Source organism: Dyella sp. 01N36, from assembly GCF_056399745.1.
In genome coordinates this window covers 11858-29697 of the sequence record NZ_JBFTRY010000010.1, presented here as the reverse complement: position 1 = coordinate 29697, position 17840 = coordinate 11858, and the positions used below count along the sequence as shown (strand labels likewise).

Below are 17840 nucleotides of genomic sequence, written 5' to 3'. Positions count from 1 at the left end.
TCTCGATCCGCTTCAGCTCCCATGCCCATGGGTGCGCGGCGGGGCATGGAAGGTTGCATGCCGCGGCGGTCGCGTCAGCCCAACAGCTGCATCAAGGCGTCGACCGAGTCAGCGGGATGACGGCCACGCCGCAGCTCGTACGCGCCACGCCGCCGGATCGCGCCGACGAACGCGTCCCACCCTGGCTGCGACGCCGCGTAGGGCTGTTCCGCGCGCAGGCGCTCTTCGATCTGGTGATCGGGAATGGCCTGCACCAAGGCCTGCGGATCATCGGCCGACCGGGCCGAAGCGAACACCACGCAGGCCAGCTCCAGCGGCTCCGGCGCCAGCCGACCGTGGCCATGGCGCAGGTCCACTTCGTACTTCTCCACGCCGCTGCGGCGGCGGATCACGGGCGATTGCCCGATCCAGTCACGCAGGCGCTGCTCGTCGACGAAACGCAGGGCGTCCGCCTGCACGTGCAGATAGTTCGCCACGCCGGTGACCTTTCCGCTTGGCGGATGCACGAACACCGCATCCTCGGAAAGAAAGTCCATGCCCCGCAGCAGGCTGTGCAAGGCCAGCGTGGACTTGCCCGCACCGCTGCTGCCCATCACCAGCGCAGCCCGCCCGTGCCAGCCCACGCAGGCGCCGTGCAGCGGCGCCAGTGAAAGCGCACGCGTGGCCAGCGTGAACACGGCGAATTCGATCAGCTCATAACGCAGGTGATACGGACGCACCAGCTGATCGGCGGAGGCCACCACCAGCGCCCGGCGCTGTTCGGGAAACAGCACCGCATAGTTGTTTGCGTCCATCACGCCGCACAGGAAACCAGCCCCCGACTGCATGCGCGCCGGCGGGAGATCCTCCGTCGATGGCCCGGCACCGGCAGGTGCGAGTCGCAGCTCGACGTGAAAGCCCGGTGACGCCACCGGCAGCGCGTGGGCTGGCAGGCCCGCATAGGCCGTCGCCACCACGTCGATCAGCGCGGCGCTGTCGCTGGTGAAATGGAAATGGCCGCCCAGCACATGGACGTCCATCGAATACCGTTCAGGCATCCGTTCGAGGAAGGGATCGGGGCTGAGATCGCCCGTCAGGAGGTCCAAGGTCGCGGCCATGAGCTTCATTCGCAGGGTTGCGGCGCTGTGATAGCACAAGCCTTCACGCGGCGACATCGAAATATTTTCGAAACAGCCCGCAACCCCTGCGTCCCTGCCCGGCACTCACGTGCGACGAGCTTTGAACGCAGGAGACCGGGCCGTCGGTCTGCCGTGGAACGGGCTCACCCATTGAGGCTCTTCGAAGATGCTAACGATTCAGGTCGGCCACTCCTACTTCCTGCGGTTCGACCGCAAGCAATGGGAGCGCGGCAAGCCGTATCCGCCGCTCGCGACCCTGCATGTTGCTGCCTTGTTGCGGCGCATGGGCCACGAGGTTTCGCTGTTCGACTCCATGCTCGCCGAAGGCGTGGACGAATTCGACACGTCCTTGCGCGCCGCGTCGCCCAAGGTCGTTGTCATCTATGAAGACAACTTCAACTACCTGACCAAGATGTGTCTTGGCCGCATGCGCGACGCCGCATGCGAGATGATCGCCATGGCGCGCGCCAACGGTGCACGCGTGATCGTTGCCGGTTCCGATGCTTCCGATCAGCCGGAGGCTTTTCTCGCAGCCGGCGCCGATGCGGTGTTGATCGGCGAAGGCGTCGCGCCGTTGATCGAACTGATGGGACGGCTCGACAAGAATCCGACGATCAGCACCCAGGATTGGGTGGCCAACCTTCCCGGGGTTGCCTCGCGCAGCGCCGGACAGTTGCAGCTGACGCGAATCGGCGCCGTGCCGCCCGATCCGCGCATCGTCGGCCAGCCTGCGTGGGACCTGGTCGACATCGAGCGCTACCGCACGCTGTGGAAAGAACGCCACGGCTATTTCAGCCTCAACATGGCGGCTTCGCGCGGCTGCCCGTTCCGCTGCAACTGGTGCGCCAAGCCGATCTGGGGCAATCACTACAACCGCCGCACCGCTGAAGACGTGGCGGCGGAGATGAGTTACCTCAAGCACACCTTCCAGGCCGACCACATCTGGTTGGCCGACGACATCTTTGGCTTCCACGTGGATTGGGTGGAGGCATTCGCTGCGCATGTGAATGCATCGAACGGTTCCATTCCCTTCACCATCCAGACCCGCGCGGACCTGATGAGCGAGCGCATGGCTGCAGCACTGAGCCACGCCGGTTGCAAGGAGGCATGGATCGGGGCGGAGAGCGGCAGCCAGCGCGTGCTCGATCACATGAACAAGGGCACCAAGGTCGAAGAACTGATCACGGCGCGCGAGCGGCTCGGCGCGGCAGGCATTCGGGTGGGCTATTTCATCCAGCTGGGCTATCTGGGCGAGCAGCTCGAGGACCTGATGGCCACGCGCGATCTGATTACCCGCGCCGCGCCTGATGACATCGGCGTGAGCGTGTCCTATCCCCTGCCCGGCACGCGCTTCTACGAACAGGTGAAGGCGCAGCTCGGCGAGAAGACGCATTGGCAGGACAGCGATGACCTCGCCATGATGTTCCAGGGCGCTTACGATTCGGAGTTCTATCGCCACGTGCGCGACCTGCTGCACGAACAGGCGATCGTGCAGCAGTGGAAAGTGGTGGGCCAGACCGATCGCCATCGCACGGCGGCGCATGCGCTGGACGCGCGCTGGGACGCCCTGATCGCCACCGAGGCGGTGCACCGCACCGGCGCCGCAGAGATCACGCTGCGACCGCGAACCTCGTGCCATGTGTGATGCCTTCGCCATGTCCACCTCCATGCCACCGCTGGACGCCATCAAATCCGGTCTGAAACACACCACCGAGATGCTGGCTGCCGAACTGGCCCACCCCAGCGGCGAGACGCCGGGCTGGACCGAACTGGAATGGCGGCTGGCCACCGCGGTAGCTGCCGCGCACGGCGTCGCGTCGTTGTTCGCCCTGCAGCCGCGCTGGCAGAACCCGGGATGGTCCCGTTTCATCGACAGCCAGTACGAACACGTGGCACTGCGCCATCAACGCATCGCCTCCCTGCTGAAACGCATCGATGCCGATGCGCGCCATGCGGGTATTGCGCTGGTCGCGCTGAAGGGTTCGGCGTTGCATGCGCTCGGCGTCTACTCGCCGGGCGAACGGCCGATGGCCGACATCGACCTGCTGGTCAGCGAAGCCGACGCCGAACGCGCCGGCGCCTTGCTGGAAGCGCTGGGTTACGCGCAGTCCTACGCGTGCTGGAAACACCGCGTCTACAAACCGCTCCATGGCACGCCGACGGTGGGCCTGGGCGACCATCGCGACACGCCGGTCAATATCGAGCTGCATACGCGTATCCAGGAACGGCTGCCGGTGGCGACCGTCGATATCACTGAGCGCATCTATCCGCGCCATCCATTGCCGGGCATCCAGCCCTACCCCTCGCTCGGTGCGTTGATGTGCCATCTGCTGCTGCATGCCGCGGGCAATATCTGCAGCCGCACGCTGCGCCTGATCCATCTCAACGACATTTCGCTGCTGGCCTCGCGCATGCAGCGCAACGACTGGCATGTCCTGTGGGATCACGACACCGACGAGGCACCGTGGTGGGCACTGCCGCCGCTGCAGCTGGTGTCGCGCTACTACCAGGGCGCCGTGCCGGCTGCCTTGCTGTACGAGCTGGAATTGGACTGTCATGCGCTGCTGCGCAGCGTCTCGCGCCATCACACGCTCACCCAGGTGTCCTGCTCGGAGCTGTGGCTGCATGCGTGGCCGGGCCTGGAATGGGTGCGCTCGGTACGCGAAGCAGGCCACTACCTGCTCAACCGCCTGCGCCCCTCCGAGGAGGCCAAGCAGGAACGCGACGACATGATCCGCACCCAGCTCTGGCTGCAAGGCTCGCCATGGGCGAAGTCGCGCCAGCTGAGCCGCATCGTCACCCTGCTGACCCGTTCGGTGCCACGCATGGACACCATGTACGTGGTGCGCGCCGCGCTGACGCAAACCACCACGAGCCGGGCTCAGCGCCCGGAACCGGCCGTCAGCACCTGCAGATAAAGTGCTTCGAAGGCGCGGGCGGTGTAGTCCGCATCTTCGGTGACCGCGCGACGCTGCGCAGCCACCGCCAGGCGCAGGCGCAGCTCGTCATCGGCCAATACCTGCCTGATCGACTCCGCCAGCGCTGCCCAATCACCCACCGGTACTGCCAACGCCGCACTCGGCGACCATTCCGCCAGATGGCCCACGGCGGTGCCGACCGTGGGCAGCCCCATCACTGCCGCTTCCAGCAATACCAGCGGTCCGGCCTCATGGCGCGATGACATCACCAGCACGTCGGCCGCTTCCATCATCGGCCGCAACTCGCGCTGCGTCTTGAAACCATGAAAGTGCACGTGGCCGTTGAGCCGCAGCTCGCGCGCAAGTCGCTGGATCTCGCCATCGAGCGTGTCCACGCCCACGATATCCATCTGGAAGTCCACACCCGATTCGGCCAGCACGGTCAGCGCCCGCAGCAAGGTCGATTGATCCTTGACGCGATTGAGGCTTGCCACATGGATCAAGCGCGCGCGACCGGTGCGACGACAGCGCGGCGGCAACGGCGGCCACGCGCGCAGATCCACGCCCAGCGGCACGCGACGGGCGCGCAGTCCCAGCGCCTGCAGCGAGTCGATGATGGGCACGCTCGCCGCGGTCACGGCGTCCGCACTGCGCAGCACCAGCGCTTCGCGAATCCGCCCTTTCAGGCGCTGGCGGCCGCCATAGCCGATATCGTGCAATGCGACCAGCTCGCCGCCGGCGATATGCACGAAGCTGGGCAGGCGCAGCAGCATCGCTGCCGCCACCGCTACGAAACTGCATGAGCCGGAAAAAATCGCCTGCACCAGGTCAAACGGCGCACGGCGATGCTCGTTGCGTATCGCCTGGATGGCGCGCAGGCGCGACCAGCCATCGCCGATGTTGTGGATGTGCGCGCCGGCCAGATGCCAGCAGTCGGCCGACGCTTCCTGGCGCAGGGCAAACACGTGCACTTCGTGCTCGCAGGCAAGACGGCGAATCAAGGCCAGCAACACGGGGATCACGCGGAATTCGCCGCTGCGATCGACGCCGCCGGGGACTACCAGCGCCAGTTTCATGCGGCGCCTCCCCGCCGACCGGCGTGCAGCTGTGCATACGCGTCGGCCCAGCGGTGACCCACCGCCTGCAGCGACAGACAGCGGTCGAAATGACGGCGCACGTCGGCAGCCGACGGGCGGCGCGTCGCACTGCGCAACAAGGCGCTGGTCAGCGCCTTGGCGTCGCCGCGCGGCCATAGCTCGCCCATGTCGCCTACCAAGGCGCGAAACGAAGGAATATTGGTCACCACCGGCGTCACGCCGCAGGCCATCGCCTCCAGCAGGGCGTAGCCGCAGCTTTCCGCATGGCTGCCTGACACGAAGATATCGGCGGCGCGCATCAGCGACTGCACCTGCTCGTGAGGCACCTTGCCCAGCAGATGCACGCGCCCGTGCAGGCGCGCATCGCCATCGATGCGCTGCTGCACCTGCGCCAGCAACGGCGCGCTGCCAAAGGCGCACCACAGTTGCAGGCCAGGCAGATGCGTTGATGCCTCGGCGACACCATCCAGCACCGTCAAGGGATCCTTGCCGGACTGCAGATGCCCCACCCAGACCACGCAGGGGTCACCGTGCAGACCGGTCTCGGCCCGCGCCTGCTCGCGACTGCCCGGGGTGAAGCGGCTGGTGGATTCGGGTATCACGAACAGTCGCGTCGACAAGCCCAGCAGGCCAGCCGTCACGTATGGGCGCGCAAGTTCCGGCGCGGTGAAGGCAACGCCTGCCGCCGCCGCGTACCAGCGCCGCCAGCGCAGCCGGCGCCAACGCGGCGGCATGCGGTCGGCGTGATCCTGCAACAGGATCGGCAGTTGCGGCAGCTCGCGCGACAGCGCATAGGCATCGCCGGCTGCGCCAAGACTGTGGACATGTGCCACCTCGACGTTCAACTCGCCGAGCAACCGGGCGATCCGTCGAACGCGATCGGTGGCGTTGCCGTCATGGCCCGCGACAAAGTGATAGTCGACGCCGTTGCGCTGCAGGCTCTGCGCATGCGCCGCCAGTTGCACCACGCTGACCCGCGTGCCTGCGCTCGCGGCGATCTCGGCAATGTCCACCAGCGAAGGCCATGTTTGGAGGATGTCAGCCGGCATGAGGTCCACCGGTGCAGGAATAAAATTGATCTGCGCAACATGCAATGGCACGGGTCAGAGTCCCGAAACCTGAGGCATGCGCAGGCGCACCAGGCGGTTGGCGAGATTCAACTCCCACGGCCGGTCGTAGCGACGCATCCGGTAGCGCCACGAGGCCGCCGCGGACAGCGTGCGCTTGGCCCAGGTCGGCGAACGCAGGTCCTGCACAGTCGGATAACGGCAGCGAAGCACGGTGACAAAATCGTGGATGCGTTGACGCAGCTTGTCGGTCACCCATGGCGCATCCGCATGGCAGGCGTAGTCCACCCACCGCTTCTGCGTCCATTCCTCCGGTGTCGAGGGAAACACCAGGGGCTCGCCGTTGAGGTCGAGCAGCGGCGTGGAAGCACGCTTGCCGCGATCCTTCTCATGCTTGCTGCTTTCCGGCAGCGGCGTATAGACGTAGACGATGATTTCCGATTGCGGATTGACGCGCTTGAGTTCGCGGATGAACTCGAACGTATGCTCGGTCTCCTCTTCGGAGTTCTCCGGCGGCGCGACCATGAAGGACAGCTCGGGGATCACCCCATGCCGCCGGCACAGCTCGGCCACCGCCAGCGTCTGGTCCGGACGCGTGCCTTTGCGGATTTCCTTCAGCATGGTCGGGCTCGCCGATTCCGCGCCGATGTAGGCCATGCGCAGGCGACTCTTGCGCACCAGCTTCCAGGTACTCTCGGAGAGATTGAGCAAGGCATCCGCGCGCGCATAGCACCACCAGGGCAGCTCATAGCGCGCCATGATTTCCAGCAGCGGAATCATGTCCTGCTCGCGGTCGAAGAAATTGTGGTCGAAGTACTGGATGGAATCGGCGCCCAGCTCGTACTTCAGGTATTTGAGATCGCGTTCCAGACGCTCTAGCGGCGGCAGCGCGGTGGCGCCGCCAAACATCGCGGCCACGCCACAGAACGTGCAACGGAATCGGCAACCCACCGACGCCTGATGCGCAGCCGTGCGACGACCGAGGAACGTACGCGCCAGATAGCGGCTGGGATCGCCGAGCTTCTCGTACGGCAATACCGTCGGCGGCCCATTGCGGGAGAACGGCCGGCTCGTGTTGTTGACCAGCTCGCCATCCTTGAGCCAAGACAGGCCGTTGATGGTGGAAAGCTTGTCCGGATCGCCCGCATGCAGGGCGGCGACCAGTTCCGGCAGGCTGTCTTCGCCCTGCCCGCGTATCGCGTAATCCACGTACGGCGCACGGAGCGCCGTCTCGGTATAGAGCGTGGGAAAATAGCCGCCCCACACAATGGGCACGTCGGGCCGATGCGCGCGAATCGCGCGTGACACCGCGATGGCCGGCTCGATCTGCGGGCCGCCCATCACGCTGATGCCGACCGCCGTGCAGTGGCCTTCATCCAGCGCGTGCAGCGTGCGCTGGACGAAGTCGCGCTCCATATTGCCGTCGATGATGCGACTACTGCCCGCACGATCGAGCGAGGTCGACAGGTGCAGCAACGACAGCGGAAAGCGCGCGCTGGAACGCGACGTGATGGTCGGGTTGATCAGAATCGTGTGCGGCGCGTGGTTCATGGGCGGACGTGTCGTGGCGGTGATCATGGCTTGCGCCACAGCTGGAAAATAAGGGCGACCGGCACCTCCAGCGCGGCGCGGTCGAAATGCGCGCCGGGCGGAATATCGGTGGGGTCGAGCATGGGTTCGAGCACGCAGCCGATATCCAGGCCCAGCCTGCCGCAGGCAGCGTGCCAGTGGCTGTAGAGATGGGCCGTGTGGCGCACGGCGTAGCGACGGCCCTCGGCCTTGAAGTCGCGCAACCAGCCCAGCGCATGGCCGATCGGATGGACGTCGCTGCACAACACCATGCCGCCCGGCTGGGTGACGCGGCACAGCTCGGCGAGCACGGGCTCCAATTGTTCGACATGGCCCACGGCCAGTCCGCAGATGGTCAGGTCTGCCCAGGCGTCGGTGACCGGCAGCTGGTCCAGGCTGCCCTGCATCAATTCGATCGAGGCGCGTCGACGAACGTTGCCCAGTTCATCGTGAGCGCGCATCAACATGTCGGGCGACAGGTCCACGCCCACCACGCGCGCGGCGCCGCGCTGCACTGCATGCCGCATATAGCGGCCGGTGCCGCAGCCGGCGTCGAGCACGTTGCGTCCGCTGAAATCCTGCGGCAGCAGGCTGAGCATGGCGCGTTCTTCAGCCAGCATCACCGGGTTGTGCGCCCGCGCCGGGTAGCTGGGAGCCCACAGCGCATACGCGTCGGAGGGATCGAGGATGGGAGTGTGGTGCAGCATCAGCAGCGCGCCTCGACGGATACAGCGTTGACCGGCGCGTGGCGCACCGTGGCAAGTTCGAGCCCCGGTTCCAGCGCCAGCAACTCGGGATCGGCCAGCGCCTTGGCCAGCAATTTGGGACGACCATCCAGCAGCACTGACACGGTCTCCACGCCCGCCACGGCAAACCAGTCGGCAAAGTCGGTATCGGCAATGCGCGGCAGACCGTCGCGCACCACCGCGCGGATGTCGCTGCGCTCCAGTCCGAGCAGGCTCGCCTGCGGGTCGCCGCCGCGGTCTTCCACGATCAGCAGATCGGCGTTCGCGCCAGCCTGCAGGCTGCCGTGCCATGGCAGGCGCAGCAGTCGCGATGCATCGGTGGAGACCAGGCCAAGCAACTGTTGTGGGGTGAGGTCTGCGTGCATCGATGCAGCCCGCAATTCCTCCAGCAGGTCGCGCGAACCGCTGAGCCGGGAATCCGTACCCAGCGCGAGACGTCCCGCCTCGGCCAGGCGACGAGGATCCAGCGTGCGGCCCAACAGACGTTGATTGCTGGTGGGACACCACACCACGCCCGCGCCGCGTTCGATCACCCGATCGATATCCTGCTCGCGCATGCCCACGCCATGTACCAGCACGCTGTGGCCCGCCAGACAGCCCAGCTCGTCCAGCTCCGCCAGTTCGCCCTGCGCCGTGGCATCGCTGCCTTCGGCCAGATGGATCATCCAGGGTTGGTCGATCGGCGTCTGCGCAAAGCTCTGTTGCACCGGCGGCCCGTACGAGCTCCAGCCCAGCGCATAGCTCCAGCCGTAGTCGCGCAGCAGCGCCACCGGGAAATCCTCCGCGTCCAGCGCCTCGTGCCAGGGATCGTGGTGCGCCACGCAGGTGGTGCCGGCCAACAGGTTTTTCAGTGCGCCGTGGCGCAGGCGCAGCGCCTTGGGCACGCGCAGGGCCGCCAACACGGCCGCATCGCCGAAGTGCGACTGGAACGCCTCGATCCACGCGTAGCTGTTGGGAAATACCTGCGCGCCCGGCAACGGCGGCACGGCATTCACCTGCAGGTGTTCGTGCGAGTTGATCAGGCCTGGAAAAATCAGGTGATCGCGCAGGTCGATGCGATGCGCCCAGGCCGGCACCGAGGCGTCGATGCGGCTGCCGCGTATCCGCAATGGCCCGCGCGTGATGCCCTCAGGCACGACGCATGCCGCTCCGCAGAGACTGGCATGGGTTCGAGCGAACCAGGCGTCCATGGCGTCAGCGCTTGCGCATCACGATCAGAAAGTGATCGCCCATGTCGCGCAGCAAGGGCAGCGCGCCGAGGCGGTCGTCGAGTCGGCCCAACTTCTCGTACCAGGGCTTGCGGCGACGGTAGTAGTCCACCAGGTAGGGCGGCGGCATGAACAGGCTGAGCGCGCGATAGTCGTCCAGTGTGAACAGATCGGCGAACGCCCGGTAGAACTCGCGCGGCAGGTAGTAATAAGTCCAGATCGTGTGCTTGTTCATGCCCACCGCAGCGGGACCGCGGGTGCCGCGCACGCTGGCGCGGCGGAAGCGTCCACGCATCGCGTAGTGCCCCATTTCCCACGGACAGATGCGTCCGATCACCGAGAAGATCAGTTTGCCGCCGGGCTTGAGCAGCCGTGCGCACTGCTCGGCCACCGCGTGCAGGTCGGGTGCGCAATTGAGCGGACCGAAATTGGAATAGATGCCGTCGAACTGTTCCTGCAGCTGATCCAGTTGCTGCACGCCAAGATGCCTGGCCTCCACATGCGATTCCAGACCCGCCACGGCGGCGCGCGAGCGCGTGCGTCCCACCATCGCCGGCGACCAGTCGGTGGCCACCACCTGGTAACCGCGGCCGGCGAATTCCAGCGCATCGATCCCCGTGCCGCAGCCGATGTCCAGCAGCTGGCCGTTGGCCGGCACCTCGCGGCAGACGGTATTCCACAGGGTGACGCGCATGCGCTGGATCAGCTCATTGTTGCCGCGCGGACCGTCGTAGTCGGCGGCCACGCTGTCGAAGGCGCGCTGCGTGTCGAGCAGTTGCGCCTCGTTCAAGGTGGCTTCCAGGGGGCGCCGGCTCGCTTGTTCCATGGCTGATTCCAACAGTGTTTGCAGGTTGATCGATGCGACCGCGCATGCGGTCCGTTGTAGGTGCCGTCAGGCGTGTGTTTGGTTGAATGAGACCGTGGCGACATGCGCGCGGCGCAGCGCATTGCGCACGATCGCAGCCAACACGCCCAACGACAGGCCAAACAGCACGCCCATGCCCCAGATCAGCGCAAGATTCGGGGATGCCGGCCCTTGAGGCACGTAAACCGGCCACATCAGCGAGGTCTGGTAGGTGAAGTTATGGGCCAGGCGCACGCTGAGCTCGCCCTGCGTCTGGCGCAGCTCGCGGATCTGCGCATCCGTGGCCGTCAACAGCATCGAGGCGACGCCCGCGCCCTGCGCATCCTTGTCATGGGCACCTGCCGGCGTGGCCGCCTGCAACAACTGGCTGCGTTCGGCCTCGGCCGCCTTCAGGTCCGCACTCACTTCATCCAGGCGCGCCTGGGTCAATGCCAGCGGCTTGGCCATCAAGGCCTGATGCACGACCTGCAACTCCGCCACGGTGGCCTCGGCGAACTTGCGCGCCTGCTCGGGCGACCAGCCGCGCACGCTGAATTTGATCAGGGGGCCGGCATAGGGCAAGGGATCCAGTTTCACGCTCTTGCGATACAGCTTCGCTTCCGGCGCGTCTTCCTTGATGCCCAGATTGGCCAGTACGTGGTTCTGGAACGGCACCAGTTGAAGACGTTCAAGGACGCGCGCCAGGGGCTCCACCTTGGGATCGGTACCCTGAAGCGCCGGCACCTGCCCGATCTGGATGAACGCCGTGGCTTCCCACTGTCGTCGCGCCGTGTGCGCATACGCAAACACCGCCAGCAGCACCACCAGCAGGCCGGCCAGGAACCACGCCCATTCGCGCGCCAGGATGTGCCATAGATCCATTACGTAGACTTCGTCGTTTTGCATGATGGCGTGACTCATGGAAGAGAAGGTGGGACCACGCCGCTCGGCAGCGCGTGGGCATGGGAGTGTTGGGGACGGGCGTGCCGGCGGTTCGGCAGCAGCGCCGCAATCAGCTGCATCAGCAGGCACAGCAGGATGAAACCGGCATTGGTCCAGGTGAAGGCTTGCGGCGCGAACGGCGCCATCAGGCAGGTATAGGACACGCGCAGAAAGATCAGCCAGCCAAACAGYGGCACGGTGGGCTGCAACCGCCGCACGCTCCACAGTAGCAACGCGTAAAGCGCCACCATCGATCCCACGGCGCCGACGGGGCCGAACGCCATCAGGAACGGAAAGAACTCCGTGCCCACGTTGATGTTCGCTGCATCCAGCGGGATGCCCGTGCCGGCCGTGGCAATCGAACCGGACATCGGCACCAGCTGATTGATCAGGAAATGACTGTCCGTGTAGTGCTTGGCGAGAATGGAGCCGAAGTTGTACGGCCCCGCGCTGGCGTAGAGCAGCAACCACTTCACGCCTTGCGGCGAGGCCTTGTACATGTCGCTGAAGGGAAGCGTCACGTAGTCGAGCGTGCCCGAACGCAGGATGCCCAACACCGAGAACATCACCGCCCCGCCCACCGCCAGCACGGTGACGGTCTTCCACGGCAAGGGGCGCGCGTCGTCGCGACGGAACAGGAAGATCAGCGCCATCGAGAACAAGGCGGCGAAGATGCGGTTGCGATCGATCACCAGCACCGGGAAGAGCAAACCCGCCACCACCAGCGCCGCACGCAGCCACTTGTTGCGCGCGCAGAGCAGGCCGATGGGTGGCAGCACCCAGCACATGTCCGATACGTGCCGGATATGATCGCGACCGCCCTCCATGTTCGCGTAGGCCGACGGCGTCGCGAACAACGGGATGGGAAACAGGGTGAGATCGAGCGCGCAGAACACCACGATCAAGCCGGCAAACAGCAGCGCGACCAGGCCGTCGCGCGTGCCCACGTAATCGCGATGACGGAACACCGTGCTGCGCGGCAGCCGTATGCCAGCCACCGCATCGAACACAAAGATGGCGACCGCCATCACCGCCAGCAACAGGATGCCCTGCAGGTAATCCGGCGGCAGGTCGTAGCTGAGCAGGGTCAGCCCGCAGGTCAGCAGCAGCGGAAAGCTGATATAGAACGACGGCAGGCGCAGCAATTGTTTCATGCCCGCTCCAGTTGGTGGTGCGGCCAGCGGCTGCGCGTGCGCGACATCAACCTCAGCAAGGCGTAGCCCGCCATGTGCACGCCCACCGCCCACACCCGTCGCTCGAGGAAGGCGATCTTGGCGCCCATGTGATGCGACTGCGCCAGCAGCAGGGTGCGATACGGCTCTTCGAACATGGCCGAGCGCCGGATGGCCACGTCGCGCGCCTCCATCAGGTTATGGATGCGCGTACGCGTGTCGCGCGTGCGGCTCAAGTTGTTGCCATGGATGCGGTAGGCGCACACATTGCGATCGATGAAGCCGATCGCATCATGCGCGGCCAGGCGCAGGAAGAAATCCCAGTCGTCGATACGCAGGGTCTCGCTCCAGCCGGCCACGGTTTCCAGCGCGCGGCGGCGCACCAGCGTCACCGGCCCACCGATGGCCCACTGGGTGATCACCGCGCGGCGGATGCCCTCGGCACTGCCATACAGCCCCTTGTCCGCGTGGTGCAGGTCGCGCATGCCGCTGTCGTACAGGCGATGTCCGTCCTGATCCACCACTTCCGAATCGCCGATCACCGCCCATTTGTCGGGATGCGCCAGCAGATAGTCGACCTGCGCGTCGAGGCCGCCCGGCAGCAGGTAATCGTCGCTCGCGCCCAGCCGCAGAAATTCGCCACGCGCCCGCGCCGCCAGCTCGTTGAGCGTGGCCGCCACGCCCTTGTTGGCGCGACGCACGTACTCCACCGGCACGTCGTTGCCGTGCCTGGCGATCCACGCGGCAATGCGCAGACCCGTATCGTCCGTGGAACCGTCATCGATGATCACGATTTCCTTGCACGGGTACGGATCCTCCAGCACGCTGTCCAGGCAGCGTTCCACGAACCGCTCGTGATTGAACGCGGGCACCAGGATGGAGACCAGCGGCATGCGCGCCCCCGTCGAGTTGGCGTCGTTCATCGTCATAGCTCCCTCAGGTAGCGGCGAACCACGATCACGTTGAAGACCAGGTACAGCGCGTAGTTCACCGTAAATGCGTACATCGCCCCGACCAGCCCGAAGCGCGCGGTGAACAGGTACACCAGCACCACATAGCTGATCGCGAAGGCGAATTCCGAAGCCACAAACAGCCGCGTCATGGCCTTGGCGAGCATCACGTAGGAGAGTACGAACGAGGCGATCTTCACCACGTCKCCGACCAGCTGCGGCGCGTACAGGCTGTTGGCGGCGGAGAAATCCGCGCTGAACAGCAGCGCCGTCACCCAGCCGCGGCAGACATAGATGCCCACCGCCAGCAGCAGCACGGCCGGCATGATGTAGCGATAGGCGAGGCGCAGTTCCGCCAGCAGCGGCGCGCGCTCGTGGGTCGAGGCCAGTTTCGGCAGGTAGTAGACATTGATGGCGGTAGTGAGGAACAACAGATAGGCGTCCGACACCTTGCTCACCGCCTGCCAGTAACCCACCTGCCCCCAGCCGAACTGCGCGGCCAGATGATCGCGCACGGCGATATTGACCAGCGGCGGCACCAGCGCGGAGGTCAGCGTCATCACCGAGAAGGTCGCCAGCCGCAGCGTCATGTCGCGGTCAAAACGAATGCGCAACATGCCGCGGTGGAAATACGGGCTGCGCCACCACGCCGGCAGGCCCACGGCGAGCACCAGCAGTTGCCCGATCACGAGCGCCAGCAGCGCGCCGTAGAGCTGCAGCCAGCGCGCCAGCAGCAAGGCCACCACGATGCTTAGCAACGAACCCAGCGCCTGCACGAAGGCCAGGCGCTTCACATCCATGAAGCCATTGATCACGGCAAGGATGTAGTTGATCAGCGCAATGCCCAATTGCGCAGCCGCCAGCACGGCAATCAAGCCCTGATAGCGGATATCGCCCAGCAGCCAGCCGGCCAGTTGCCGGCTGAGCAGCAGGCCGAGACAGCCGATCAGGCAGGACGCACACAGCGCATACCACAGCGCGGCTGACAGCAGACGCGACAGGCGCTCGGGATGATCCCGATATTCGGCGACGTACTTGACCACGCCCGCACTGATGCCGCCGCCGGCCAGCACCGCCAGCATGGACATCAGGCTCATGAACTGGCCCAGCCGGCCCACGCCCTCCGGCCCCGCCATCCACGCCACCAGCTTGAGTATCACCAGGCCCGCGAGCAGTTTTGCCGCGGTGGCGAAGGAGGCATAGAAACCGGCGCGCAGGATGTTCATGGCGCACGCTCGAATGCATTGCAGGCGGCGACCACGCGGTCGATCGCCTGGTCATTCATGGTCGGCCCCATCGGCAAGCTCAGCACTTCATCGTGCAACTGCTCGGTGATGGGCAGGCTCAACGTGTGCAAGGACGGATACGCCGCCTGGCGATGCGGCGGCACCGGGTAATGCACCTGGCTATGCACGCCCTGGGCTTCCAGATGTCGGCGCAGCGCGTCGCGCTGGCCACAGCGAATCACGAACAGATGCCATGCGTGGCGCTCATTGCTCTCGACGCGCGGCAACACGATGCGGGGGTGATCGATGCCTGCGCGATAGCGGCTGGCCACTTCGCGGCGGATCGCCACCTCCTCATCCAGATGCGCCAGCTTCACCCGCAACATGGCGGCCTGGATTTCATCCAGTCGCGAATTGGCGCCTTGGTACAGATGCTGGTACTTCACTTCCGAGCCGTAGTTGCGCAAGGCTTTCACGCGCGCCGCCAGTTCGTCGTCGTTGGTGACGATGGCGCCGCCATCGCCCAGCGCGCCCAGGTTCTTGGCCGGGAAAAAACTGAATCCGGCCGCGTCGCCGAAAGCGCCCGCGCGCTGCCCTTTGCTGCTGGCGCCGTGCGCCTGGGCGGCATCTTCGATCAGCAGCAGCTTGTGCTGGCCGGCGATGCCCGATAGCGCGGCCATATCCGCCAGCTGGCCGTACAGGTGCACCGGCATGATGGCGCGCGTGCGTGGGCCAATGGCCGCCTCCACGCGCTGCGGATCAAGGTTGAAGGTCGCCGGATCCGGCTCCACCAGCACCGGCACCAGTTGATTGGCGGTGATCGCCAGCAAGGTGGCGATGAAGGTGTTGGCGGGAACGATGACTTCGTCGCCGTCGCGCAGCGCACCGAGTTCCTTGTAGCCACGCAGGATCAGCGACAAGGCATCCAGACCGTTGCCCACGCCCACGGCATGGGCAACGCCGCAGTACCCCGCGAACTCGCGCTCGAACGCGGCCAGTTCATCACCCATCACGTACCAGCCCGAGTCGATCACGCGCGACGCAGCCGCCTTCAGCTCGTCGGCGTAACGGGCATTGACGTCGCGCAGGGAGAGAAAGGGCACGTCCATCACAGCACCCACTCGTAGATATCGTGCACGATGCCGCGGGCGCCGAACGATTCCTTCTGCGCGATCAGGCCGCTGTTGAGCACCGTGCCCTCCTGCTCGGTCGAGATGCCGAAACTCAGATAACTGCGGTCCGCATAGGCCTCGGTGACCAGGCTGCCCAGCAGCAGGCTCAGCGCATCGACGCGCCTGCCCTCCTCCGACGCGGCGAGGTATTGCGTATGCACCGTGCGGCCAAAGTCGTAGACCAGCGCACCGGCAAGCAGCAGATCGCCCTGCCGCGCTTCGTGCAAGGTGATCTGTCCCGGAAAGCGCGAGCGCAGGAGTTGCAGCTCGGCCAGGGTGTGCGTCGGCACGGCGTCGTGCCGGCGCAGCACGTCGCCAAGCAGCGCGTGATAGCCGGCCAGATCGTCGCTGCGACGAACTTCCACGCCCATCGCACGCGCACGCCGGATCGMCCGCCGGCGCGCCTCGGAAAACCCGACGGCGTGCTGCAGCGGCACCACCGAGGAGATGTCGCGCCGCTTCAGGTTGGCGCCCACCCGCTGCAGGGCGTAGAGATCCTCTTCCGACGGATAGGCATGGAAGATATGCGGCACCGCCTTGTAGATCAGGCGATCCACGGCCGCCTGCTGGTAGTGCTCGCCCATCATCTCGAACACCGACAAGGTGGAGTCGGCGCGCAGGTCGTGGGTAGTAATCAGGCCGGCATAGGTCAGGCCGCCATGGCTGGTGACCACGTTGTCGCGACGGCTGGCGGGAAATACGGCGACGATCTCGGTGCCGCGTTCCACCACCAGCGAACTGTCGAGGAAACGATCGGCGTGATAGTCCATGTAGCCGCGTCGATGCAGAAAGTTGCCGTTGCGCGAACGGCCCACCACGGCGTCCCACGCGGCGGCGTCTTCGGCGCGATACGGGCGCAGCCTAAACATGCGCCATCCCCGCCAGCGGCTCGCGGGCCACGGCCACGCCGAAGCCATCCAGGCCCATGTCGTTGCCGTTGTAGAACATCAGTACGTCGTCGCCGCGCTCGATCAAGGCCGGGTAGCAGATGGTCCGCGAGTCCCAGCCGCTCTCGGACAAGGCCATGCCCAGGGCCTCGTCGCGGCGTTCCCAGTGGATGCCGTCGTCGCTGAAGGCCACGCCAGGGAAATAATCGCCGCCGACGTTGCCGCGGGTGAAATACATCGCGTACCGGCCATTCATGCGATACACGCGCGGTCTCCCTATGCGGTACTCGCTGCCTCGCGGCTGCAGGCAGACGTGGTCCTCGCGTGGGATACGCGAGAGGTCGTCGGTGCTCACGCAACGAATGTGGTAGCGGGGAAATGGACGCCCGTCGATGACTTCCCAGTCATCACCCACGGCATACCACAGGCGCCATTGCCCGCCCTCAAACATGGCCGAGTGCACGGCCGCTATGGTGCTGCGTCCCGGCGCGCGGTCGAGGATGGGGGTTTCCTGCACGCGCTCGAAATGCTCGCCGCCGTCGGTGGACACGGCCAGGCCGGTGAAGGCCAGGAACTTCGCGCGTGCCACGCGCTGGAAACCCACGTAGAACATATGCAGGCCACCGGGCGCCTGCACGATGTCACCCAGGATCATGCCGTTGTCGTCGAAACAGCCGCCGCGCCCGATGTCGAGCACGGGCTCCGCACTGACCCGCAATACTTTTGAAGGATCGCTCGCTCGCACGTCGACATAGCCGATGCGGCTGACCCCGTCCTCGTCGCGAAACCCCGCGTAGACGCGGATGGTTTCGTCATCCAGTCGCCACGGCGTAGGCGTCAGGGCGGAATGACGCATCCACCCGCCCACGCCCTGCCGCGCGGTATCAAATACCAGCCCCTGCTTGCGCCACGCCGCCATGGGCG

Annotated in this window: 16 protein-coding genes; 2 read left to right on the top strand and 14 right to left on the bottom strand. The window is 66.0% G+C overall.

From position 1 onward, the window contains the following. Positions 1-74: 74 nt before the first annotated feature. Positions 75-1106, bottom strand: coding sequence for a phosphoenolpyruvate carboxykinase (ATP) (locus AC1DMG_RS04230; RefSeq protein ID WP_441604562.1), 1032 nt, complete (start codon positions 1104-1106; stop codon positions 75-77). A 178-nt stretch (positions 1107-1284) separates the two neighbouring features. Between AC1DMG_RS04230 and AC1DMG_RS04225 the strand changes: the two genes are divergently transcribed. Beyond that, entirely contained in the window at positions 1285-2763 is a 1479-nt protein-coding gene (locus AC1DMG_RS04225) for a B12-binding domain-containing radical SAM protein (RefSeq protein ID WP_441604561.1), read from the top strand. A 22-nt stretch (positions 2764-2785) separates the two neighbouring features. Then, entirely contained in the window at positions 2786-4036 is a 1251-nt protein-coding gene (locus AC1DMG_RS04220) for a nucleotidyltransferase family protein (protein WP_441604649.1), read from the top strand. Here AC1DMG_RS04220 and AC1DMG_RS04215 read toward each other — a convergent pair. From AC1DMG_RS04215 to AC1DMG_RS04155, 13 genes are read right to left on the bottom strand one after another with little or no spacing between them, the layout of a single operon-like run. Next, the gene (locus AC1DMG_RS04215) at positions 4000-5112 is read right to left on the bottom strand and encodes a glycosyltransferase family 4 protein (RefSeq protein ID WP_441604560.1); all 1113 of its coding nucleotides are present in this window, start codon (positions 5110-5112) and stop codon (positions 4000-4002) included. The two genes, AC1DMG_RS04220 and AC1DMG_RS04215, sit on opposite strands and share 37 nt — an antisense overlap. Next, positions 5109-6182, bottom strand: coding sequence for a glycosyltransferase family 4 protein (locus tag AC1DMG_RS04210; RefSeq protein WP_477178479.1), 1074 nt, complete (start codon positions 6180-6182; stop codon positions 5109-5111). Before AC1DMG_RS04210 ends, AC1DMG_RS04215 begins: the two co-directional genes overlap by 4 nt. A gap of 54 nt (positions 6183-6236) precedes the next feature. Next, complete coding sequence (locus AC1DMG_RS04205) at positions 6237-7751, bottom strand: B12-binding domain-containing radical SAM protein (protein WP_441604647.1); 1515 nt, start codon at positions 7749-7751, stop codon at positions 6237-6239. Positions 7752-7774: 23 nt separating this feature from the next. Next, on the bottom strand, positions 7775-8476 hold the full coding sequence (locus AC1DMG_RS04200) for a class I SAM-dependent methyltransferase (protein WP_441604559.1): 702 nt from the start codon (positions 8474-8476) through the stop codon (positions 7775-7777). Then, positions 8476-9705: an amidohydrolase family protein gene (locus AC1DMG_RS04195; RefSeq protein WP_441604558.1), complete on the bottom strand. Its 1230-nt coding sequence runs from the start codon at positions 9703-9705 to the stop codon at positions 8476-8478. Before AC1DMG_RS04195 ends, AC1DMG_RS04200 begins: the two co-directional genes overlap by 1 nt. Positions 9706-9709: 4 nt before the next feature. Beyond that, entirely contained in the window at positions 9710-10561 is an 852-nt protein-coding gene (locus AC1DMG_RS04190; protein WP_441604557.1) for a class I SAM-dependent methyltransferase, read from the bottom strand. Between the two features lie 54 nt (positions 10562-10615). Then, the gene (locus tag AC1DMG_RS04185) at positions 10616-11473 is read right to left on the bottom strand and encodes a Wzz/FepE/Etk N-terminal domain-containing protein (protein ID WP_441604556.1); all 858 of its coding nucleotides are present in this window, start codon (positions 11471-11473) and stop codon (positions 10616-10618) included. An 11-nt stretch (positions 11474-11484) separates the two neighbouring features. After that, positions 11485-12663, bottom strand: a complete 1179-nt coding sequence (locus tag AC1DMG_RS04180; protein WP_441604555.1) for a hypothetical protein — start codon at positions 12661-12663, stop codon at positions 11485-11487. Continuing rightward, the gene (locus AC1DMG_RS04175) at positions 12660-13604 is read right to left on the bottom strand and encodes a glycosyltransferase (RefSeq protein ID WP_441604554.1); all 945 of its coding nucleotides are present in this window, start codon (positions 13602-13604) and stop codon (positions 12660-12662) included. The genes AC1DMG_RS04180 and AC1DMG_RS04175 overlap by 4 nt, the downstream gene beginning before the upstream one ends. Before the next feature lie 2 nt (positions 13605-13606). Beyond that, on the bottom strand, positions 13607-14857 hold the full coding sequence (locus AC1DMG_RS04170; protein WP_441604553.1) for an O-antigen translocase: 1251 nt from the start codon (positions 14855-14857) through the stop codon (positions 13607-13609). Further along, positions 14854-15966, bottom strand: a complete 1113-nt coding sequence (locus AC1DMG_RS04165) for a DegT/DnrJ/EryC1/StrS family aminotransferase (RefSeq protein WP_441604552.1) — start codon at positions 15964-15966, stop codon at positions 14854-14856. The genes AC1DMG_RS04170 and AC1DMG_RS04165 overlap by 4 nt, the downstream gene beginning before the upstream one ends. Then, the gene (locus AC1DMG_RS04160; protein ID WP_477180197.1) at positions 15966-16898 is read right to left on the bottom strand and encodes a GNAT family N-acetyltransferase; all 933 of its coding nucleotides are present in this window, start codon (positions 16896-16898) and stop codon (positions 15966-15968) included. Before AC1DMG_RS04160 ends, AC1DMG_RS04165 begins: the two co-directional genes overlap by 1 nt. Beyond that, positions 16891-17835 carry a hypothetical protein gene (locus AC1DMG_RS04155; RefSeq protein WP_441604550.1) on the bottom strand — a complete coding sequence of 315 codons (945 nt, stop codon included), beginning with the start codon at positions 17833-17835 and terminating at the stop codon, positions 16891-16893. The genes AC1DMG_RS04160 and AC1DMG_RS04155 overlap by 8 nt, the downstream gene beginning before the upstream one ends. Positions 17836-17840: the final 5 nt, after the last annotated feature.